A 22101-nucleotide genomic window follows, 5' to 3' on the forward strand; every position below is an offset into this window, starting at 1 on the left:
AATATGCATCATTTTCTCAAATGATAAAACTGAAAGATCATGAAACGAAATAAGTACTTAGTCTGTGCATAAAAATCTCAACAACAGCAAATCTGTTTAATAAAACTCCATTTTTTACCTTTCCAATGACAAAAATGTTCATTTATTGATCTTTTAAAGGCGTTTAATTAACTATTTTTTAACCAAACGAACTTTTTTTTAAGTACGATTAAGTCGTTTTAATTATGAATAAGAAAAAAGCAATTTAGAGCCACAAATGTGTGTAAGTTACGAAAATTATAATAATTTAATGAAATAGCGGTCTTGTAATTCATATTTGTTTCAGAGTTTTTAAGAATTAAAAATTGCTTACAATTAAGGCAATAGGCTTTTTTTAATCTGCACCTCCCCTGCAAATTGACTTATTATACTGCGTCGGCACTGTGATTTTACTCATTTTTTAAGCGTATGAATTGTGCTTCATTTCAAGGAATGATCCTCAATTTATATCCATAAGTATAATTGACAAAATTTCAGTTCCCTCTAATCTTAGAGCAAATTTTTGATCTGTCTGATTCTCGCATTAAAAGATTAGTACTGAGTCAGATAAAACATTCACCAGGACAGGAGATCTATTGAATGTCTGAAGCAACTGGCAAAAAAGCCGTTTTACAGCTTGATGGCAAAGAAATTGACTTACCAATTTACAGTGGCACTCTAGGCCCAGATGTAATTGACGTTAAAGATGTGTTGGCCGCAGGTCACTTTACTTTTGATCCTGGTTTTGTCTCAACGGCTGCTTGTGAATCTAAAATCACTTTCATTGACGGCGGTAAAGGTGTTCTTCTACACCGTGGCTACCCAATCGACCAGCTTGCTACTAAAGCAGACTACTTAGAAACTTGCTACCTTCTTTTGAACGGCGAGCTTCCTACTGCTGAACAAAAACAAGAATTCGATGCTAAAGTTCGTAACCACACTATGGTTCACGATCAAGTTGGCCGTTTCTTCAATGGTTTCCGTCGTGACGCTCACCCTATGGCGATCATGTGTGGTGTTGTTGGTGCGCTTTCTGCGTTCTATCACAACGGTTTCGATGTTGAAAACATTGATCACCGCGAAATCACTGCTATTCGCTTAATCGCTAAAGTTCCTACTTTAGCTGCTTGGACTTACAAATACACAGTAGGCCAACCATTCGTTTACCCACGTAACGATTTAAGCTACGCAGAAAACTTCTTGTACATGATGTTTGCTACTCCTGCAGACCGTGATTACAAAGTTGACCCTATTCTTGCTAAAGCAATGGACCGTATTTTCACGCTTCATGCTGACCACGAACAAAACGCGTCTACTTCTACAGTACGTCTTGCTGGTTCTACTGGCGCTAACCCATACGCATGTATCGCTGCGGGTATCGCGGCTCTATGGGGACCTGCTCACGGCGGCGCGAACGAAGCTGTTCTTAAGATGCTTGATGAAATCGGCACTGTAGAAAACGTTGCTCCGTTCATGGAAAAAGTGAAAACTAAAGAAGTTAAACTTATGGGCTTCGGTCACCGAGTTTACAAAAACTTCGATCCACGTGCGAAAGTAATGAAAGAGACTTGTGACGAAGTGTTAACTGCACTTGGTATCAACGATCCACAACTTGCTTTGGCTATGGAACTTGAACGTATTGCGCTTTCTGACGAATACTTCATCAAACGTAACCTATACCCTAACGTAGACTTCTACTCAGGTATCATCCTTAAAGCGATTGGTATCCCAACAGAAATGTTTACTGTTATCTTCGCTCTTGCACGTACTGTTGGTTGGATCAGCCACTGGTTAGAAATGCACAGCGCACCTTACAAAATCGGTCGTCCTCGTCAGCTTTACACTGGCGAAACTCAACGCGATATCCAAGGTCGTTAATTCGAAAGAATTGTGCGAATCTAAAAACCGCCCCTTTAGGGCGGTTTTTTTATGCGGCTAGATTTATTTTGCACTTTAAAACAGACCCATCTGACTGAATTTTCCTGCTCAATCATTAGATAAAACGATGTCTCACAAGCTATAAAGTATGGTGTTTATTGCTGAGTGTATTTTAAATCGCCATTTTCTAGAAAATCTCACACTGTTTCATCAGATAGCGTCATAAAAAAGCCTAATTTCACGTAGAAATTAGGCTGTAAACAAAAGGCTTAAATATTGATGATGCTTTATTTTGGCTTATTGAGTTAGGCAACTTTTAATAAACAATATTTTCTAAGCAACCGTCTCATAGTCTGTCAAGTCCACCTGTTTAAGACGCTGCTTTAACTGTTTCAGTGACCACGGCCAAGCTGCAAAATTGCGCCCATTGGCATCTAAGTAATAACTCTTACAACCGCCACTATTAAAGACCGTAGTCTGTAAATGCGTCTGTACTTTTGCATTGTGATAGGCCAATACATTTGGCCCAAGCACCAAGAAGGCATTAGGTACTTGCGCGATACTGGTACCCAAAAACGCTTCAGGAGAACTGTTTTTCCAAAGTTCTGACAATAACTCCCCTTTGGCATTTTTTACACGCTGCCCAATCGGCGGATGAGAAACTTCAAAACCTGTGCCCCAAATAATGACATCGACTTCATGACGTTCACCATTTGCAGCAATAACAGTATTACCTTCTATTTCAACTAAACCATGTGGTACAAGTTCGACATTGGCTTGCTGCAAAGCAGGATAATAGTTATTGGCAAATAAAAGACGCTTACAACCAATAGAAAAGTTTGGTGTAACTTTTTCACGTAATTCAGCATCTTGAATTTGTGTTTTCAACAACTGACGACCCAAATAATTCACAGGCTCTAGTAGTGAAGGATTACGCAGCCCTAAATTAATACCATTTAATATACCGGCCACACTTTTGCGCCAAGTTTCTTGTACAGTTGGAAAGCGGGTAATGATGCCTTTCGCACGGTCATTCAGTGGCAAATCTGCTTTTGGCAATACCCATGGTGCGGTACGTTGAAACACCACCACATTTTTGGCAATAGGTTGAATCTGAGGAATAAACTGAATCGCAGATGCCCCCGTACCAATCACCGCAATACGTTTATCTTTTAAGTCATAGGCATGGTTCCATCGCGCAGAATGGAACATTTCACCTTCAAAGCTTTCAATACCTTTAATTTTTGGAATTTGAGGTTCAGTAATCGGCCCAGTGGAAAAAATTACCGTTCTCGCCGCATACTTACCTTTGCTCGTCTCTAATTGCCATTGCTTTAATTGCTCATTCCATTCCGCTGCAATTAATTCACAGTTGAACTGAATGTTGCGATACAGCGCATGCTGCTCCGCAACATCTTCTAAATAGTTCAAAATCTCAGGTTGCTTGGCAAATAAATGACTCCATTTATGACTCGGCGCAAATGAAAAAGAATACAACGCCGAAGGAACATCACATCCACAACCTGGATAGGTGTTGTCGCGCCATGTACCTCCCACGCGATTGGCTTTTTCCAAAACCACATAATCGGTATAACCTCGTTCATTCATTTGATGAGCTGCAGCTAAACCTGATATCCCTGCACCAATCACAATGGTATCGTAGACACGCACTTGATTTTCTACGCTTGGTTTTTCTAGGCTAGGCTCTGACTCTAATTGGTCTTGTGCTGCTTTTTTAGCTTTGGCAGAAGACGATGCAGGACGACGTGCAATAGTATTAGCAGTTGGCTTTTTAGTTTGAGTTTTCTCTTGATCTAAGGCTTTTACATCTTCGTCATGTAATTGTGTCGGCATGTTCATGCTTTTACTCCCGACTTTTTAATATAGTTGTTAAATATGGGATAACCCACCCCCAATAAGCGGGTATAGGTTTGCGGGGATAAACGCTTTAACCACCAAAATAATTTGGCATCAGGTTGCGGAATGGTATACAACTTCCCTGCATCTAAATTATTCAATGTCAAATTGACCACATCATGGCTCGTCGTAAATGCATGATTCATTAACAATTGATCGGCCAAGCCTGAATATCGATTAGGTAAGCGACCATTTTTCATAATATTGGTCGGCACCAAAGTTGGGCACAGCACATTCACACGGATATTTGCCGATCGCAGCTCAGCCGATAAAGTTTCAGACAATGCCAACACACTCGACTTCGTCACGTTATATGCTGTCATTTCTGGTGCAGCAGTATATGCCGCAGCAGAAGCAACATTAATAATCGCGCCACCCTGCTTATTTTGTTTCAACTTGGGTACAAAATAATGGCAGCCATGCACCACACCCCACAAATTGACATGCATACACCACTGCCAGTCGTCTAAACTCAGCTCATCAAATTTACCACCCAGCCCGACGCCTGCATTGTTGATCACTAAGGTCACAGCATGTCCCATCAACTGCTCAGCTTGCTCTGACAATGCTTTTACTTCTTCAGCCTTACCTACATCACACTGCACTGCATAAGCACTTGATGAGGTCATGGATTGAATTTGATCCACCGTTTCTTGTGCTGCCTCTAAATGAATATCGGCACAGACCACTGTTCCGCCACGACGTGCTAGCTCTAAAGCAAAGCTTCGTCCAATACCACTGCCTGCACCGGTGACCACCGCATAGGCGTTTTCACTTGGCTTGTTCTTTTTTCCAAATAGACCCATGGTTTTGTCCTTTTATCGTTTTAATGCTGGTGTAAATTCTTTGACAAAATAAGGTGTCAACACACCATCAACAGGGTTCAGCAGGCGCTTTTTGTAATATTCAAGAAATGCAGAAGTGTCATGGTCATTCGGGTGAAAACTTGGTCGTAGATAGTCAAAAATATGCCCGAGGCTGCTGCCATAAACACCATCTCTTAGCCCAAAAATCAGTTGGAAACTGCGCGGAACATCTTTCCAGTAGCTTAGGCTAATCAAATTTGATGGCTTTCTGTAGAAAGGGACAATCGATGCACCAATTGAAATCAAACCCAAAATGGTAATTAATGCAGGGAAAAAGCCAGCAATACGTAAAGCATAATTACCTGATAATTCTTGATAAACATCATAGGCAATGTCTTTGTGTTCAGACTCTTCCAACATATGCCACATCCAAATAGCGCGCTGCTTTTCATCTATTGAATTAAAAAAGATTTCTTCATGATTCATCATGTATTCCGCAAGCACTGCGGTGAAATGCTCAATTGCTGCCATTAAGGATAACTTCATTGGCTGTGGCATACGTTCAAAACCATAGGCAAAGACGTAGTGTTCTAACTTTCTAAAAAATTGCACAGGCAGATTTCTTGCGCGATACGCTTCATTCATTTCTTCATGCATACGTGAATGAATAGCCTCTTGCCCAATCAACGACGTGACACGTTGTCTTAATACAGGATCTTGAATAAAGTCGCGATGATATCGAGCAGTATCAATCACTAAATCTTCGCCACGGGTTAAGAAAATAGATAAAGATGCAAAATAGGCACTGGCCAATTCTGCATTCATATAAAATTTTGGATCAATTTTTTCTGGTTCAAAATCAAATTTCATATGACGAATAGGAACAACGGCAGACTGTTTTGTTGGGTCAAAGACAGGGCCTGCAAATACGCGTGCTAAAGTTTTTTTTATCGGTTGAAAAGCGCTCATGATTTTGCTCTCAATTTGGGTGTTTCCCCTTCATTGACTTCATGTCGATTGAAGTAAAAACACATAGATTGAGGATCAAATTAAGTGAGATAGATCACTAGGCCATTAGCAAAACCGACCTCTCGATTTGCAAAAACGCTCAAATATTTTCTTTGTCAGACAATCTTTAAAACATCGGTGTTGTATGGCTCAAAAGCTTGTCATTAAAGGTCATGGCGTATTTTGATTGAGTGATGATTATTGGATTTTTTGCACTTCACCGGTCGCAGATTGATAGACCCATTGATGATCAAACAGGCTGTCGTCTAAATGATCCAGTTTAAAATTACCAATCGCCACAGCATAGAATCCATTGCCCTGCTGCTTAAAATGTGTGATCTCTTGCATGAGTTCTTCAGTCAGTTGCCCCATGATAAAGTCTGAAATTACCACCACATCAGCATGTACAAAATTCGGTTGTTTCAACATGTCCACGGCATGATTCATCGCAGGGATAATATCCGTCCCCCCATGAAATGACTGCCCTAAAAAGTGAATGACATCATCCAAAGCACTATTATGTTGTAAATTCAGCGCGGTTAAATTGGTCGAGAAATTTACCAAATACATCGCTCGCTTTTCTTTTAACGCTCGAATGGATAAATATAGACAAATTGCTTTGGAAATCAGTTCAGGTTGTCCATTCATTGAGCCACTGGTATCTAAGCAGACAATCATCGGGCCTTTTTGTCCGACTCGACGCTGCGTATGGCGTGGGTCTTCGATCACTCGTCCCTGTTGCTGATCTTGTCGATTAAAACTCATCAGGTTAGATTCTAAATATTTCAAATCAAATAAAACCTGCAAGTCTGGATCGGCTAATAGCGCCAACTCGCTAGGTAAAGCCATACTGAGTTCTTGTGCCAATTTAATTCCAGTAATTTCCTCTTGCGCCATCGGGGTGTGAATAAGCTGCTGCGGTTCTTGTTCTAACTGAGCAGAAATCCGCTTACGTGGCATATTCGGCTGTGCGCTTCCGATCATTTGGCATAGACGTTTAAGCGCCCGATCTTGCTCGAGATAATTGGCCCATTGCTCAAAGTTTTGTAAGTCTTGCGCAGTTAATTGCCCTTTGGAATAGTCTAGAAAAATCCCAGTTTCAAACCCGACACTGTCATGGTGCTTGACCATTTTCGACAATGCTGCAAGAAAATCTTTGATTTCATCTAAAAAGGCATCGCGTTGTAAACGGAGTTGCTCAAACTCCCAATGCGCAATAGCTTCGGTCAATTTACGTTGCCATTTGCCTTTGAATAGCTCAATGTGTAATTGACGCTGCTGCTCGGTCTGCAACGACTGTTGGCTCTGTTGCCACATTTCAGTAAATTCTGGAATCCCCAAGGTTTGCATAAAGGCGGCATATTCAGTGTGGAATTGAACAAAATCGCCCTGTTCCCAATGCTTTAACGCAAGCCAATGTTCCAATTGCTGCTGCGCCACTGCATAGGGATGCTGCTGATCTAAACTCGACTTTGCCTGAAAGGCCCATTCCTGAATTTTTTGATCGAGCTTTTTTGCAACTTTATGATCATCCAACCAATGTTTTAAACTGGATTGTTTTAATTCATCATAAAGTTGTGAACTTAATTCATCGAGTGCCGATTGAGTTTGATGTCGTGTCGGTTTTAATTGCGACATAACTGTTCCAGACGCTCACAATCTTGCAACTGCAATTGATATCTTGCCAATTGCTGCTCAATAGATTGAATTAAATGTTGAATATCCTGTTCAGTGACAAAGACCGATTTAAACTGATGTTTTTGACTGTTAAAGCGTTCCGTCAACAGATCCAATTCTGTTTGAAACAGTGCTTTGAGCTGTTGAACCTCGTGTAACAGCTCATATTGGCTTTGTGCTGAAAGTGCACTGCGTGGACTGCCTTTGGTATGTTTTATATACGGCGTCACCACTTCCTCTAAGCCGTAATATCCACCTTTTAACGTACACACTCTTGAACCATTAAAATTACATACGATGCCACGCACTTCTTCACCGGTATCATCTAAGGCAAAGAAGTCCTTTTTCGTATCCATTTTATCCAGTTCGAGATACAACACTTTATCTTTATAGTGTCGATCTAGATTGGTCACTGCACGCAAGTAATCAGTGCCATGAATTAAATAACTCTCATAGACATCATCGGTATAATAAAAATGATTGAGCACCCGCTGTTCAAGTGCATCCTTCTCTGCCACATGCTGTTCGAACTGCAACCCATAATTTAAGCCATTTTCAGCCAATACGTCATCTATCTGCTGTGAAACAAAGGCAATGTCTTCAGGCTGATTCCATAAGCAATGTTTTAAAATTAATAAATCACTCAAAATCACCGATGGACGATCATTTAAAAATGCACAGGCTTTGACTAAATAAGCCACACGTTGCCAACGACGGTCAGAGACATAGACCACGTGATCTTCAAAGTTATGATTGAGTCGAGTTTTAAGTTGATCAAACAGATTTAAAATCGATTCGGGTAATTCCACCTGATAAATCTGTTCCCGCCAATCTTGCAACTCCGCTTTTTTTATTTTTAAGGTCGCATCGACTTCAACACTGACTTGACTCGGCTTGGCCTGTAATAGTGCATGAAAGTTTTCTGCAACAGCAATCGGCGGCACTTCTAAGCGCAAAATAAAACGATCATACAAGGCATCTAGACCTTGATTTGGTTCGGGAATTTCATTCGATGCACTGACCAAAACATTCAATGGAACTTTTTGGACAATGTCACCATTTTTAAAACTCCGCTCATTCACCAAGGTCAGTAAAGTATTTAAAATCGCAGGGCTGGCTTTCCAAATTTCATCTAAAAATGCAAAATCTGCCCGTGGTAAATAATGTTCTGTTTTACGAATGTATTGATCTTCTTTTAAGGCTTTGATCGATACCGGTCCAAAAATTTCTTCAGGCGTACTGAAACGATTCATCAAATATTCAAAATAGTCATGGACCTCAAAAGCAGAGGCGATTCGACGTGAAATCAAACTTTTTGCAGTGCCGGGCAAACCATATAAAAAGGTATTCATACCCGCAACACCAGCCAACAAACTCAAAGCAATAATCTGCTCACGTTCATACATATTTTTGCTGATTTCAGAAATTAAAGTATTGATCCGTGCTTGCATCTGACTATCTGTTTGACCGAAAACTAAATTGTAACGCCCTAACCGATTTTTCGCTGTAGCAGATGCAAAAATATCGCTTTTTAAATACAGCGCAACAGTGCGATATCTTTTTTTCAGGTTATAGTTAAACTGCACATCCCTTTAGAGATTTAGACACCTTTCATCATGTTGCCCTTTTTTCACACACTCATTCGACTATTAAAACTTGAAGGTTTTAAATATCGATCCCTCACGGCAGGTGAAATATCCATGTGTCGCAGTGTGTTTGGTGATTTGATTCAATATGAGCAAGTGAAAGTGATGAATCACCCTTTTTTGCCTTGGCAATCGGCGCATGTGGTCATGGCGCCTCAGGGGTATATCCATGCACGAAATTTACTGTTTAAAGCGGACTATGCCAAAGCGTCTTTAGGATATCGTGCCCTGTTTATTCATGAAATGGCCCATGTTTATCAATACCAGCAACAGATCAATGTTTTGGGTCGGGGTGCTATTTTGCAGATGGCGTATTTCTTCAGTTTTAAAAAATATAATCCATACCGCTATACCCTCAAAGCACACAAGGCATTTTTTGACTACAACATTGAGCAACAAGGTGACATTGCACGTGACATCTATTTAAAGCGAATTAAAAATATTATTTTATATCCTGAACTTGTTCATCAAATTGAGCTATAAAGCTTCCATGCTCTGTAGCGAATATTTTTAGATAAAATTGAATATCGCCTGATCATTCTATTTCACACTAGTGCTCGACCATTGACGCTATTTTGAGTACAAAAAAACAGCATTAATATTTACTTTATGGCACATAAGCTCAGCTAGGCTTTTAAAAGCTATGAATACCTCTAGTATCTCGCTTAAATTCAGATAAAATAGGCTCACCTTATTTTTTTGCTTTGCATCAAAACAAGTGAATTATCATACGATGATGGTGTTTTGTTTTCGCCTTTCGGCAGTATTTTTCGTATCTAAATACACTCGCTGAATAATCACAATAATACAAATCAGTGTGTTAAGTGTATTCACCTATAGGAATAGGATTTAGTTGGAATGAATAGTTTTAAAATTGCACTTGCTCAGTTCTCTCCGCATATTGGTAACCTAGAATCAAACGCAGCAAAAATGCTTCAACAAGCCAATGTTGCAAAAGAACAGAACGCAGATATTATTGTTTTTCCGGAACTTTCTACAGTTGGTTATCCTGCTGAAGATTTATTATTACGTCCAAGTTTAAATAAACGTACACAGCAAGCTTTTGAACAATTAGCGAGCATTAAGGACATCGTTTTAGTCTTTGGTTTTGTAAATCAAACTGAAGATGGTCAGCGCTATAACTCTGCTGCTGTCATGAAAAATGGTCAAGTTCTCGGGATTTACAATAAACAAAATCTTCCAAACTATAGCGTTTTTGATGAAAAACGTTATTTCAGTGAAGGTCATCAACACCTAGTCTTTGAATATTTAGGTCATAAGTTTGGTGTGTTGATTTGCGAAGATGTTTGGGCATTACCAACTGTTCAACAGCTTGCTCAGTTAAATGTTGAAACCGCTTTGGTGTTGAATGCTTCACCTTATGAAGTTGGTAAACCACAGCATCGCATTGAAACCATGACTGCATTGACCAAACAATTGAACATCAATCTGGTTTACTGCAACCAAGTGGGCGGTCAAGACGACCTTGTCTTTGATGGCACAAGCTTTGTGATGAACAATTCAGGTGAAGTTGCGTTGCAAGCACCAAGTTTTGTTGAAGATCTATATATCGCAGAATACGATGCTGAACAAAAAGCCTTTAAAACAGGTGCAATCACGCCTGTATTAAATACCATGGCTGAAATCTACCAAAGCCTTGTAATCGCAACCCGTGACTACGTACAACGTTCAGGCTTCCCTGGCGTGATTTTAGGTCTATCTGGTGGTATTGACTCAGCATTAACTTTAGCGATTGCTGCCGATGCGATTGGCGCCGATAAAGTTCAAGCGGTCATGATGCCATATACCTATACCGCGCAAATCAGCGTTGAAGATGCTGCTGAACAAGCCAAGAATATGGGCGTAACTTTTGGTATTGCCGAAATCAATCCAATTGTGAATGGCTTTATGCAAACCTTATTCCCTTTCTTTGGCGATGCACCGACTGATGCGACTGAAGAAAACCTACAAGCGCGTTCTCGTGGTACGTTGCTAATGGCCTTATCGAACAAGTTCGGTAATCTTGTACTTTCTACAGGGAACAAGTCTGAATTGTCTGTTGGTTACTGTACATTGTACGGTGACATGGTCGGTGGCTTTGCAGTTCTTAAAGACGTTTATAAAACGATTGTATTTGAACTAGCAAAATACCGTAACAGCATTTCAGAAACACCAGTGATCCCTGAACGTGTAATTACTCGTCCACCTTCTGCGGAACTTCGTCCAGATCAGAAAGACCAAGACTCATTACCTGAATACGAAGTATTGGATGCCATCTTATATGCGTATATCGAAGAAGACATGAGCCAAGATGACATCATTGCCAAAGGTTTTGATGCTGAAGTCGTGAAAAAAGTCATCCGTTTGGTTGATCTAAACGAATACAAACGTCGCCAAGGCGCGATCGGTCCACGTATTAGCTCACGTGCATTTAGCCGTGAACGACGCTACCCAATCGTGAATGGTTGGAAACCGGGTATCTAATTACTCAATTCAAATCAAAAAAGCCCAGTTCTATAACTGGGCTTTTTTATAGGCGCAAAAAACACAGCAGTAAATATAAAAAGTAATTGAGATGTGTATTTCAAAAGTTAGGACATCAATTCATAACATCAAAGATTTGAGTTCTCTTTTATTTCTACATTAACATCGTGAACAGATCATTTTATTAGTGCTGTAATTATTTCAATCTATTTGACTTTTTCTAGGCACAAAAAAAGAGACCAAGCTGAGAGCTTGGTCTATAAAAATGGTGGCTATGACGAGACTTGAACTTGTGACCCCCGCATTATGAGTGCGGTGCTCTAACCAACTGAGCTACATAGCCGTAAACTGTGGTGGCATTATCTAGATTTCACACATTATCGTCAAGCATTTTTGTTTGCAATTGTTCAGAGTTTAAACAAGCAAAGTTCAAGATGTTACTATTTAAGCAAATTATGCTATTTTTAGCCCTATTTACTATATTTTTTGATTAAAAATTAGAGTTTTATCATGCAATTCAATTCGATAAAAAAAGCCTGTCTGACCCTCAGCCTTGCCGTCATGACCTTAACGGGCTGCCAAATCGTCTCACCTATTTTTGTTGACTATAATGGTGTGCGACGTGATGTGGCGACTTGGATTAATAAACAGCCTTTACTGAGCATGCAACAAAAGCGCAGCATGGCTCAACTTAGCCGAGCACAGCAGCCTATCATTCGTCTCGACTTCAATGATCAGGAGAAATTAGTCAGTGTTGCTCGCGCCAATGAAGCTGCAATGTATTGTGCCAATCAGTATTTATCAGCTCAACAGATTCAACGCCTACAGAAACAGATCTTTCCTGAAGATACTTTGCATAAATTAAGCTTGCTTGAGCAACAAGCGTTGCATATTACCCTGACAGAGCAAGAGAAACGGTGTGATTGAAAATATGTCTGCTGTTGGATGAATTATCTAGGCTCAATTTTTCAGCACCAAATTGTCTTACAATCTAGACATAGCTGCTTACATTATTGAGCATTTTTGCTATCGCTAAGCATGGTGAAGACAAGTCCATATTTTTGCAATATTTTTATTACAAAATTCACAATATCCTTATGAATTTACTTGGTTTTATTCCAAAATAAAAAAGCGTATGATGAAACTATGATCAATGTAATAGCGCTTTTTTTCAGGTTTTTCCATCCAAATTCAATTGATCAGATAAGGAGAAATAAGATGGCTTTAAATAATATTTTAGTTCCAGTGGACGGTTCAGAAACTTCTTATGCTGCGGTGGCTAAAGCTGTCGAGTTTGCAAAAACTTTTGGCAGTAAAATTACTGTGGTTCAAGTACTGACGCTCGATCCATATATTGCTGCAGAGTATATTTCAGCAGCGCAAACCAATGATTTAATTGAACGTGCTCGTGCATCGATTTTAAATACACTTGAAGAAGCAAAAGCGAAATTTTCAACTGAAGGTGTCACTGTTGAAACTCGCTTACTTGAAGGTCAAGTGGTGCATACTGAACTGGTTAAAGCTGCAGAAGAAACACATGCGGACTTGATTATTATTGGTTCACATGGCCGTACAGGGATCAAAAAATTCTTCTTGGGCAGCGTAGCTCAAAGCGTACTAGGTGCTTCAGACATTCCTGTTTTGGTTGTACGCAAATAAGCCATTAGATTTATAGCGTGAAATAAAAAGCCTTCTGATCCTAGAGGGCTTTTTATTGACTACTTCATCAATTATAAAATTATAATTCTATGTTTAAGGCAAGGATTTTTTAGGGTAACCATTGATATTGTTTCAATGAGATGCGTCCATTCACCACAAAGACATTTTCAGCTGCCAATTTCAATTGCTGGATATTTTCACCTTTTTCATTGCAACGCTGCGTGCTGATTTTTCCCTGAGCATTCACCACCCGATGCCATGGGATCGTTGATGTTGTATCTAGATGCTTTAGTACATAGCCAACCAGTCGTGCATGTTTCGGTAAACCCGCTAATTTGGCAATTTGTCCGTAAGTGGCAATCTTCGCCTGCGGTATCAATTGAATGACCGACAAAATTTGCGTTGCCAATTCATCACTCTGCTTCATCTGATCTCCTTTGAGCCGCATAAAAAAGAGAACCCGAAGGTTCTCTTTGATTAATACTTAATTTTGACAGATTAGTACAGTAATTGGTTGTGATCGATTAGATCTTGTAAAGTCACATCGGTATTTTTCAAAGTGAGTAATTCAACTTTATCGACACATTTGGGCTATGACAACCATTTGTATAAATATCGCCCCTTGGTAGAGAGCGCATTTATGCAATTAAAAACATGGCGAGATATCGTATTTCTTATGCAAAAAGACAGCGTCATTTAAAGCAGAACTTCAAATAAACTTTATCATGATGTGACTAAAAGCTTCATGACGGCACACCTTACACGTCGGACTGTCTTTAAGAATTCATTTCTTCCCAAAGCCACAGTTTTTTGTCTTTTCATGGTTTCGCATTTTTTCTTTGAGGAATGACTAGAGTGCTTATAAATCTGAAATGATATGCCTACAGCATTTTGTGTCATATGCGCCATCGGTATAGCTAGAATTCATTGGCTCACTAGGTGAAATTTATGCAAGTAAGTTTTCTAGTACTTATGAACTGCTGACATTGTTGTCATGAGCTGAATTGTCCATGTTTGCAATGTTTTCAGCATCTATACCAATACGAAGTTTACGCCATTGTCGTCGACCTTCAGACTGATGTTTATTAGGTTTCGATTCACCTTCAGCTAATAACTTCAAACCTATAGAGTCAACAAGTAGATGTAGTCCATCAGAACTTTTTTGATAGCTAATCGCAATATCAATATGTTTTTATCTCCTGCTGAATGACCAGTCATAATTTCCCACATTTTGCTGTTTCATGATGGAACACAGCTAGAAATAAAAAAAGGAAATGCTCAAGCATTTCCTTTTTTTAAATCGAACAAAGCAATTTAGAAGTTTTCGGGATTTTCTAATCGACGAACTTCTTGCACTTTCTCTGGATTATGTACAGCAGCAACACCATCATCCGCTTTGGTATCTATTAATGCTTCTGGGTTATATACCGTGATGGTTTCATTACCATGTATATCTTCGCCCACGATATATTGGAAACCCTTTTTATTCATTTTATGGCACATTCTTTGATACCAACCTTTGAAACCTTTGGTTTCTTCATTCGGGTTGTAATAAAAAGCATTCATCACAGCGGGTAAACCTAGGCCACACACGAGGCCCGACATTAAGACTGCAATAAATGTATATCCAATCAAAATACTGCTGTATTCACTGAGTTCAGGAATATTGGCAACAGCAAGGATTAAGGCCAATGAAATACCGCCACGAACCCCACCCCACGATAAGATGGCAAGGCTACCGTTGTAACTTTTTTTGCGGAAACTTGGGAAGAATGCAAAAGATAAATAGTTTGCTGCAAAGCGCGATGCATGCAAAATGATAAACGCCACCATACCGCCTAAAATTAAGCTGATACTTAAATCTAAGATAAATAACTCGAGACCGATCAGGGTAAATAAGAAGGAATTGATGATTCCTTCCACGGTATGCCAGAAATGGTTCACTTCCCTGATTTCTCGGTCTTGGAGGATTTCTTTCCATTTATTCCCAACGATCAGACCACCAATAACACATGCAATTGGTGCAGATGCATGTGCGAATAAAGCGACTAGATATGAACCACTTGCCAATAATGCTGTGGTTAAAATCAAGGACTCCATTTCATGTTTACCGCGGAGTAAACGTAAAATCCCTAAACCAAATGCCCAACCAATAATGACTGCAACAACAATTTCATATAACAGTGTTTCAAGCGTACCAATGACGGTAAAATGTTCACCTTGCAAAACATTGAGTAAAGTCATAAACACAGCAATACACATGGCATCATTAAAGAGCGATTCGCCTTCTAATTTCACCATCAAATGATGTGGCGCACGCACCGAACTTAGTACACCTTTAACCCCAATCGGGTCAGTCGCACCTAAAGCAGCACCTAATAACAACAACACCAATAAATCAACATGATGACCAATTAAGAACTGATAACCATACAGAGCAACACCAAAGAACACCGCACAAAGCACCAAGGCTATACTGGCCAAAATACTGATTGGTTTCCAATGCAAACGTAAATCTGAAACTTTAAATTTCAAGGCAGAAGAGGTCAAAATAAAACAAATCACGCCATTAATTAAAAAGTCATAAAAGTCGATATGGCGAACGGCCTCTTCGATATTGTGCAAATTAATCGTCACAAATTGATTGCCATTGAGCAGGCTTGCACCCCATTGCAAAATAAAGACAAAAATTGCAGAAACAATGGGAACACCTATGGCTTGTGGAAAGCCCAAGATACGTTTATTAAAAATCGTGGTTGCAATCGAAAGTGCAAAAATAACGGTAAAAACCTGTAGAAAAAAATAATTTCCCATTTTGTTCCCAATTTTGGTGCTGTGTCGCCTACAGAGTGAGATATAGGTATTTTGAAAATAAATACTAAATTATTTAGTATTTGAAAATAAAATATTCTAACGAATTTTATCTAAATTCCGTGTATCAATTCAGTTTTTTTCACATCTTTTATCAAGATCATTTAACATAGCGAGCCTGCATAGATTTTATGCATTTTCATCATCTACATGATTTCTCCTATGCATCAGACTATTAAAACTGTTTTTCGACTCTTTTTCGCTGCTGTGATCTTTATCATTACGGCGGCCCTGATCCTCACTTGCTATAGCAAGACACAGGAAATTTTACGTGCTGAGCACTATTTTAGTCAGGCAAAAACCATCTCACTGGATTCAACGCCCAAAGAACAATTGGTTTTGGTCTCCAATAATGAATCACCCGATCGTGCGATTTTTATCATGCTGGCGAATAATGGTTATCTTGCCAAACTGAATTGTGAAAACTATGCACAAGATATTTGTCTCGATGAATTTAATCAGCAACACACTCGACAAATTCAACACCTCGATTTACTAAAAATTGGACAATTTCAATATATCCAAAATGTGAGTTTCACCAATAGCCGCACTGGACAAAAACAACAATTACGCTATAGCGATGCCCAATTAAAACAGTTCTATCAAAACGATATTTCAGGCCTTAAATATACTGTTTTTGGCGTGGCTTTATTTGCATTTGCCGCATTGTATGTCAGCTATCGTATTGTTCGAAACTTCAAATCCTTTCTCAACAAATAAGCTTCAATCTATTTTTCAATGAAAAAAGAGGATGTTTTGCATCCTCTTTTTTTACTTTAAATGGCTTGATTAAAGGTATCACAGCTGTTGATATTGCCTGATTTTAAGCCTGTCTGGAACCATTTCATACGCTGCTCACTGGTGCCATGCGTGAAGCTGTCAGGTACCACTTGCCCTGTTGCACTTTTCTGTAAATAGTCATCACCAATCTTATGCGCTGCATCCATCGCTTCTTCTACATCACCCTGCTCTAAAAATTGGGTACGCTGTTGATTATGATGGGCCCAAATACCCGCAAAACAGTCTGCTTGTAGTTCTTGCATGACCGAATAACGATTACCTTCAGCTTTAGACGCTTGTGCACGGGCCTGCTGAACTTGCTCAGAAATGCCTAAAATCGTTTGGATATGATGTCCAACTTCATGGGCAACGACATAGGCTTGCGCAAAGTCTCCCGCCTGATCTTGGCGACTCAATTCTGTTTGATTTTGTTCACCCGTGATGCCCATTTGCGTACGCATATCTTTAAAGAATGCAGTATCAATATAGACCTTCTGATCTGCTGGGCAATAAAACGGCCCCATTGCCGCTTGTGCTGTACCACAACCTGAATTGACCACACCATTAAACATAACCAATTTAGGCGCTTTATACTGAGCATTTAACTGTTCTTGAAAGACTTTATTCCACGTATCTTCCGTATCGGCCAAAACAGTGCCAACAAAATCCATCGCTTCTTGTTGTTCCGGTGTTGGATTATCCAGACCTTTGACTTCAGCCATTTGCCCCTGTGATGTCACTTGTTTGGTCGCCTGATAAGCTTGCTGCGGGTCTACACCAAAAAACTTCCACGCAACAAATGCCACAACTAAACCGAGAATACTAATACCACCCGCTTTTGCACCGCCACCACCGCGACGGTCTTCTACGTTTGAACTAACTCTTCGACCTTTCCAGCGCATAGTGATCTTCCTTATATAAAATAGTTGATATCCGTGCGTTTACAGATTAATCCTTTTGCGACTTTGGCCATACTTTTTGAACTAAAGATACGACGCACAGCACGATTAAACCTGCAATAAAACCTGTCACTAAATTGATTAAAGTCGGTGTTAATGCACCCACAATACTGCCAACTGTAGGAATATGTTCTGCATAATCTACAGAGCCTTCAATAAAATGGTGTAGCAAAGGCATACCATGGGTAATGATGCCACCACCCACTAAAAACATGGCAATCGTACCGACAATGGTCAATGTCTTCATCAACTTAGGTGCAAATGCTAACAAACCTTGTCCAACGGTCTTTTTAAATTGTGATGCTTGTTGAGTAAGATAAAGCCCTAAGTCATCAATTTTGACAATCATCGCGACAAAACCATAAACACCAACGGTCATTATAATTGCAATCACCGAAAGCACCATAACCTTAGTCCCAAATGCCGCAGTTGCAACCGTACCCAATGAAATCACCACAATTTCAGCAGATAAAATAAAATCGGTCCGGATGGCACCTTTGACTTTTTCTTTTTCAAAAGTCACCAAATCCGTTTCAATATGGGTCATCTCTTCACGAGCAACTTCTTCTGTTTTGGCTTTTTTATGATGCAAACTATGCAGGACTTTTTCCACACCCTCATAGCACAAAAACAAACCACCAATCATCAAAAGCGGTGTAATCAGCCAAGGTGCAACCACACTGATCAATAAAGCAGCCGGAACCAAAATTAATTTATTAACAAAAGATCCTTTGGCGACAGACCAAACGACAGGAAGTTCACGATCGGAACGGACACCACTGACTTGTTGTGCATTCAGTGCTAAATCATCTCCAAGGACACCCGCTGTTTTTTTGGCTGCCATCTTACTCATCACAGCAACGTCATCCAACACAGTTGCAATATCATCAAGTAAGATTAATAAGCTACTCGCCATTATTTTTATCCTTTAGGCATTTTTTAATATTCTAATTCTATTTAACGCTAAAATTGTATTTAGTTTTTTAATAATTAACAAAATATTCACCCATTTTTCAGTCAATTGTGCTGTGTCAGTAACAATCAAAAATAGAATGCCGTACAATGGGGACATTCTTTGAAAATCAGCCGTAGCTTTGACTACCACTTTGGAACAGATAATGAGTACTCAAGATAATCGTCCAGTGATTTTGACTGGCGACCGTCCGACTGGACAATTACATTTAGGTCATTTTGTAGGTTCTTTACGTTCACGTGTAGGTTTACAAGATTCGCATCATCAACATCTCCTTTTAGCTGATGCTCAAGCCTTAACTGATAATGCCGATAACTTCGAAAAAGTTCGTCGCAATATTATTGAAGTCGCAACCGATTATCTTGCTGTAGGAATTGACCCAACCAAAACCACGATTTGCGTTCAATCATGCTTACCAGCATTGAATGAATTGACCATGTTGTATTTGAACTTTGTGACGGTTTCTCGCTTAGAGCGTAATCCCACCATCAAATCTGAGATTCAAATGCGTGGATTTGAGCGTGATATTCCTGCAGGTTTCTTATGCTATCCAGTGGCTCAAGCTGCCGATATTACAGCGTTTAAAGCATCTGTCGTTCCAGTGGGCGAAGACCAAATTCCAATGATTGAACAAACCAACGAAATTGTTCGTCGTTTAAACCGTCAAATTGGTCGTGACGTACTTCCTGAATGTAAAGCTTTACTCTCTAATGTAGGCCGCTTACCAGGTTTTGATGGTAAAGCAAAAATGTCTAAATCTTTGGGCAATACCATTGTGCTTGACGCGACTGATAAAGATATCAAAAAAGCCGTAAACGCAATGTATACCGATCCAAATCATTTACGTATTGAAGATCCAGGTCAAGTGGAAGGTAACGTGGTATTTACTTACCTTGATGCATTCGACCCAGATAAAGATGCTGTTGCGGAACTGAAAGAACACTATCGTCGTGGTGGCCTAGGCGATGGTACGGTGAAAAAGCGTCTTGAAGGTGTGCTAAAAGAGCTCATCGGCCCGATCCGTGAACGCCGTTTAGAATTGCAAAAAGATCCTGACTACATCATGGATATTTTAAAAACCGGTACCGATAAATGCCGTGATATTACCCAACAAACGTTGGATGAGATTAAATCTGGACTGGGTGTATTCCACTTCTAAATTTAAAAAATTCCATAAAATTAAGCCTTTCCAATGTGAAAGGCTTTTTTATAGGCACTTTTTGTGAAAGTATTCACAAAATCTCCTTAGTTTTAACGTTAGATAACATCACTTAACGTGAACACCAATGAAATGACTGACCGTTCACTCTATTATCTATTTATGTTTTAGGAATACCTAAATTCATAACATTTCTCCTTTACCGAACCTGTGGAAACAGATTCGTTGTTATACGCAATGAACACCCCAATCATTGCGTATTTTTTTGTCTGAAAATTGGCAACTACCAATATCCAAAAGTCCACTATAAGCGGACTTTTCAATGAATACATCATTTTAAAAATGAATATAAATTAGTAACTGATGTTACGCAGTAACATCAGAAGCGCAATTTTCTTCAAATAAAAGAACGATACGCAGTAACGTCATCCGCAACTGTTCGAGGCAGGACTACTTCTAATCAAAAAAGTTTTTGCGATACTTTGAGTAATTTGACGCTAGTAAACGAGTTTTGCGGATGACAATGGTTTTGGGTACTTTTGCCGAAACAAAAGTACCTCCAGCCGAAGGCTAATCCCTTTATTCAAACCCTAGATGCAAGACTCCGTCGAATAGACTTAAAAAAATCATTTTAAAAATGCGTAATTACTTTTACGCGCGTAACATCAGTTAGTAATGAAATAAACGGTTATCTAATGGTAGTTCAATTCCAATTGACACTCCACCATCATTACCATTTAAATCTGAGTCACTTACCCAACCGTTAATTTTTAAAGGCATATCTGGACGTAAATAATGTGTCCAAGTTAAGTCTAGAGCTTTCAATTCATCTTTTTCAGGAAATGCTGCGTTATTCAAAGCAGCACGCTCTGTTTCAGAAACTTTTGCAAACAGTACACGACCATTTAGACGGTTTAGTTGATCAATACGTATATTTCCACCCACTGAAACCATTTGAGCATCACCACCTAAGGCATGACCTAGTGGATAGCCATGTTGATAGTAGCCATCTGTATATATGTGGTGGTTATAAGAAATGCCTTTAGCATCACCATTGGTTCGAGTATCGACCCATTCAGTATAGAGTTGATAAGGCATATTTTTCACACTTGAAGAATAATCAACCCCAGCAAGATACATGCTTTTTGCAGGCAAACCACCTGCTTCATCTTCACCAATATATTGGCCATACAGACTGGCTGGAACTTGCAATAATGGTTGTAAATTCAAACGCGCATCAAAACCAGCCAATTGATTTGAGGGATTTCCTTCACCCGCGCAACCCGTATCTGTACATTCATTATCTTTGCCAATGAATGCATTCCAATACGCCTTAGCACTTCCTGGTTGCCCTTCCCCATCAATTTGGAAAGTACGTGAAGCCCCTAACTCAAGATATGGTAATGGCTGTGCTGTAAGTCTAAAACCAATTAAATTCGTATCTGGAACCGCAGCATAGTCATCTAATCGACCAGCAAAAGCTTGATACTGCCAAGGGCCGATCCAAGATAACCACGGTGTTTCAAAAGCATTCTGTTCTGCACGCTGTGCAGTAAAACCATACACAGGGCGACTCGCATCACCACGGATTAAACTACCGTCATGACCAGGCCCCCAATAAGTCGGAATCTGACCTGCAATTAACCATTGGTTCCAAAGCTTCCCGGCAATGTATGTGCCTTCTACATTTACATCTTGATCATTATTAATTTGTTGTTTATCTTCAGCATTTACACGTAAACGACCATCCCAATTTTCACCACCAACGTTCAGTTCAAGTGCACCTTGATACTGCGCTTTTTGATGATCACCAAAATTTTACGGTAAATTATTTTTATCTGACTCAGCAAATAATTCGGCTTTTAATAGTGTATTTTCAGCAGTCAATTTATTTTGAATGTTTTGTAATACTTTTTGCTGTACAGATGTCGTCGCTTTTGCAGCAGATAAAGCGCGCTGTATTTCATCACCACTCATCGGCCATGTTGAGGTGCTAATTTGAATGACGCCTTGCTGATTTAACCAATTTAAATCTGCGCGTAATTCTTCATTATTTAATACAATCCCCTGAGCAAAAACAGGAACTGATAATCCAAACAGTACAGCAGCATAGAGTGACTTTCTTAAATACATGCTCTTTTTCTCAAGTTTAATTCACAGCCCACCTTAGATTTTTCAACTCATTTATTCAAGGGCGAAACTGTATCTACCCTAATTTTTTATCATTTCGATTAAAATGCTCAATAAAAGCACAAAATAAAAAACC

Annotated in this window: 16 protein-coding genes, 1 tRNA gene and 2 pseudogenes; 7 read left to right on the top strand and 12 right to left on the bottom strand. The window is 39.5% G+C overall.

The features are described 5' to 3' along the window. The first annotated feature begins 618 nt into the window (after window positions 1-618). Window positions 619-1896, top strand: coding sequence for a citrate synthase (gene gltA, locus FTT77_RS03325; protein ID WP_078189909.1), 1278 nt, complete (start codon window positions 619-621; stop codon window positions 1894-1896). A gap of 333 nt (window positions 1897-2229) precedes the next feature. Here gltA and FTT77_RS03330 read toward each other — a convergent pair whose 3' ends face one another. The 5 genes from FTT77_RS03330 to FTT77_RS03350 form a co-directional block, all read right to left on the bottom strand. Beyond that, a complete protein-coding gene (locus FTT77_RS03330; RefSeq protein WP_257224700.1) occupies window positions 2230-3750 on the bottom strand; it encodes an NAD(P)/FAD-dependent oxidoreductase in 1521 nt (506 codons plus the stop codon). Between the two features lie 2 nt (window positions 3751-3752). Continuing rightward, window positions 3753-4619, bottom strand: coding sequence for an SDR family NAD(P)-dependent oxidoreductase (locus tag FTT77_RS03335; RefSeq protein ID WP_180108903.1), 867 nt, complete (start codon window positions 4617-4619; stop codon window positions 3753-3755). 12 nt (window positions 4620-4631) lie between these two features. Further along, a complete protein-coding gene (locus FTT77_RS03340; protein WP_111884407.1) occupies window positions 4632-5588 on the bottom strand; it encodes a metal-dependent hydrolase in 957 nt (318 codons plus the stop codon). A 237-nt stretch (window positions 5589-5825) separates the two neighbouring features. Further along, the gene (locus FTT77_RS03345) at window positions 5826-7265 is read right to left on the bottom strand and encodes a VWA domain-containing protein (RefSeq protein WP_180020662.1); all 1440 of its coding nucleotides are present in this window, start codon (window positions 7263-7265) and stop codon (window positions 5826-5828) included. Beyond that, the gene (locus FTT77_RS03350) at window positions 7253-8890 is read right to left on the bottom strand and encodes an AAA family ATPase (protein ID WP_373686698.1); all 1638 of its coding nucleotides are present in this window, start codon (window positions 8888-8890) and stop codon (window positions 7253-7255) included. The genes FTT77_RS03345 and FTT77_RS03350 overlap by 13 nt, the downstream gene beginning before the upstream one ends. Window positions 8891-8920: 30 nt before the next feature. Here FTT77_RS03350 and FTT77_RS03355 point away from each other — a divergent pair, with 30 nt between their 5' ends. Then, window positions 8921-9433 (top strand): hypothetical protein, encoded by a 513-nt coding sequence (locus tag FTT77_RS03355; protein WP_180049135.1) that lies wholly within the window; start codon window positions 8921-8923, stop codon window positions 9431-9433. Window positions 9434-9808: 375 nt separating this feature from the next. Further along, the gene (locus FTT77_RS03360) at window positions 9809-11434 is read left to right on the top strand and encodes an NAD+ synthase (RefSeq protein WP_180108904.1); all 1626 of its coding nucleotides are present in this window, start codon (window positions 9809-9811) and stop codon (window positions 11432-11434) included. Between the two features lie 266 nt (window positions 11435-11700). Here FTT77_RS03360 and FTT77_RS03365 read toward each other — a convergent pair. Next, window positions 11701-11777 (bottom strand) — tRNA-Met (locus tag FTT77_RS03365). A gap of 167 nt (window positions 11778-11944) precedes the next feature. On the opposite strand from FTT77_RS03365, the gene FTT77_RS03370 reads away from it, so the two are divergent. Beyond that, window positions 11945-12361 (top strand): hypothetical protein, encoded by a 417-nt coding sequence (locus FTT77_RS03370; RefSeq protein WP_180026471.1) that lies wholly within the window; start codon window positions 11945-11947, stop codon window positions 12359-12361. Between the two features lie 291 nt (window positions 12362-12652). Then, the gene (locus FTT77_RS03375) at window positions 12653-13093 is read left to right on the top strand and encodes a universal stress protein (RefSeq protein ID WP_078189919.1); all 441 of its coding nucleotides are present in this window, start codon (window positions 12653-12655) and stop codon (window positions 13091-13093) included. Between the two features lie 109 nt (window positions 13094-13202). Here the strand turns inward: FTT77_RS03375 and FTT77_RS03380 are convergent, their stop codons facing one another. The 3 genes and pseudogenes from FTT77_RS03380 to FTT77_RS03390 all read right to left on the bottom strand — a co-directional run bounded on the left by FTT77_RS03380 (window position 13203) and on the right by FTT77_RS03390 (window position 15907). Then, window positions 13203-13520, bottom strand: coding sequence for an MGMT family protein (locus FTT77_RS03380; protein ID WP_180011029.1), 318 nt, complete (start codon window positions 13518-13520; stop codon window positions 13203-13205). A gap of 332 nt (window positions 13521-13852) precedes the next feature. Then, window positions 13853-14285 (bottom strand): annotated as a pseudogene (locus FTT77_RS17355) (transposase); the annotation flags it as partial. Between the two features lie 122 nt (window positions 14286-14407). Then, window positions 14408-15907 carry a sodium:proton antiporter gene (locus FTT77_RS03390; RefSeq protein WP_078189922.1) on the bottom strand — a complete coding sequence of 500 codons (1500 nt, stop codon included), beginning with the start codon at window positions 15905-15907 and terminating at the stop codon, window positions 14408-14410. Between the two features lie 219 nt (window positions 15908-16126). Between FTT77_RS03390 and FTT77_RS03395 the strand changes: the two genes are divergently transcribed. Then, complete coding sequence (locus FTT77_RS03395; protein ID WP_180108905.1) at window positions 16127-16684, top strand: hypothetical protein; 558 nt, start codon at window positions 16127-16129, stop codon at window positions 16682-16684. A gap of 56 nt (window positions 16685-16740) precedes the next feature. On the opposite strand, the gene FTT77_RS03400 is transcribed toward FTT77_RS03395, so the two are convergent. Then, window positions 16741-17646, bottom strand: coding sequence for a neutral zinc metallopeptidase (locus tag FTT77_RS03400; protein WP_180108906.1), 906 nt, complete (start codon window positions 17644-17646; stop codon window positions 16741-16743). Between the two features lie 46 nt (window positions 17647-17692). Further along, window positions 17693-18619 carry a DUF808 domain-containing protein gene (locus FTT77_RS03405; protein ID WP_180108907.1) on the bottom strand — a complete coding sequence of 309 codons (927 nt, stop codon included), beginning with the start codon at window positions 18617-18619 and terminating at the stop codon, window positions 17693-17695. 202 nt (window positions 18620-18821) lie between these two features. On the opposite strand from FTT77_RS03405, the gene trpS reads away from it, so the two are divergent. Further along, window positions 18822-19835 (top strand): tryptophan--tRNA ligase, encoded by a 1014-nt coding sequence (trpS, locus tag FTT77_RS03410; protein WP_180007457.1) that lies wholly within the window; start codon window positions 18822-18824, stop codon window positions 19833-19835. 669 nt (window positions 19836-20504) lie between these two features. Here the strand turns inward: trpS and FTT77_RS03415 are convergent. Then, window positions 20505-21968, bottom strand: a pseudogene (locus FTT77_RS03415) (capsule assembly Wzi family protein). Window positions 21969-22101 lie beyond the last annotated feature (133 nt).

The sequence above is a fragment of the Acinetobacter sp. YH01010 genome (assembly GCF_013420775.1).
In the GTDB taxonomy this organism is placed as follows: Bacteria; Pseudomonadota; Gammaproteobacteria; order Pseudomonadales; family Moraxellaceae; genus Acinetobacter; species Acinetobacter amyesii.

What these genes read in the sequence shown, in the direction of transcription:
- gltA (WP_078189909.1), top strand. Translation starts at nt 619, where the DNA reads ATGTCTGAAGCAACTGGCAAAAAAGCCGTTTTACAGCTTGATGGCAAA.
- FTT77_RS03390 (WP_078189922.1), bottom strand. Translation starts at nt 15,907, where the DNA reads ATGGGAAATTATTTTTTTCTACAGGTTTTTACCGTTATTTTTGCACTT.
- trpS (WP_180007457.1), top strand. Translation starts at nt 18,822, where the DNA reads ATGAGTACTCAAGATAATCGTCCAGTGATTTTGACTGGCGACCGTCCG.
- FTT77_RS03400 (WP_180108906.1), bottom strand. Translation starts at nt 17,646, where the DNA reads ATGCGCTGGAAAGGTCGAAGAGTTAGTTCAAACGTAGAAGACCGTCGC.
- FTT77_RS03340 (WP_111884407.1), bottom strand. Translation starts at nt 5,588, where the DNA reads ATGAGCGCTTTTCAACCGATAAAAAAAACTTTAGCACGCGTATTTGCA.
- FTT77_RS03355 (WP_180049135.1), top strand. Translation starts at nt 8,921, where the DNA reads ATGTTGCCCTTTTTTCACACACTCATTCGACTATTAAAACTTGAAGGT.
- FTT77_RS03330 (WP_257224700.1), bottom strand. Translation starts at nt 3,750, where the DNA reads ATGCCGACACAATTACATGACGAAGATGTAAAAGCCTTAGATCAAGAG.
- FTT77_RS03360 (WP_180108904.1), top strand. Translation starts at nt 9,809, where the DNA reads ATGAATAGTTTTAAAATTGCACTTGCTCAGTTCTCTCCGCATATTGGT.
- FTT77_RS03380 (WP_180011029.1), bottom strand. Translation starts at nt 13,520, where the DNA reads ATGAAGCAGAGTGATGAATTGGCAACGCAAATTTTGTCGGTCATTCAA.
- FTT77_RS03395 (WP_180108905.1), top strand. Translation starts at nt 16,127, where the DNA reads ATGCATCAGACTATTAAAACTGTTTTTCGACTCTTTTTCGCTGCTGTG.
- FTT77_RS03335 (WP_180108903.1), bottom strand. Translation starts at nt 4,619, where the DNA reads ATGGGTCTATTTGGAAAAAAGAACAAGCCAAGTGAAAACGCCTATGCG.
- FTT77_RS03370 (WP_180026471.1), top strand. Translation starts at nt 11,945, where the DNA reads ATGCAATTCAATTCGATAAAAAAAGCCTGTCTGACCCTCAGCCTTGCC.
- FTT77_RS03375 (WP_078189919.1), top strand. Translation starts at nt 12,653, where the DNA reads ATGGCTTTAAATAATATTTTAGTTCCAGTGGACGGTTCAGAAACTTCT.
- FTT77_RS03345 (WP_180020662.1), bottom strand. Translation starts at nt 7,265, where the DNA reads ATGTCGCAATTAAAACCGACACGACATCAAACTCAATCGGCACTCGAT.
- FTT77_RS03405 (WP_180108907.1), bottom strand. Translation starts at nt 18,619, where the DNA reads ATGGCGAGTAGCTTATTAATCTTACTTGATGATATTGCAACTGTGTTG.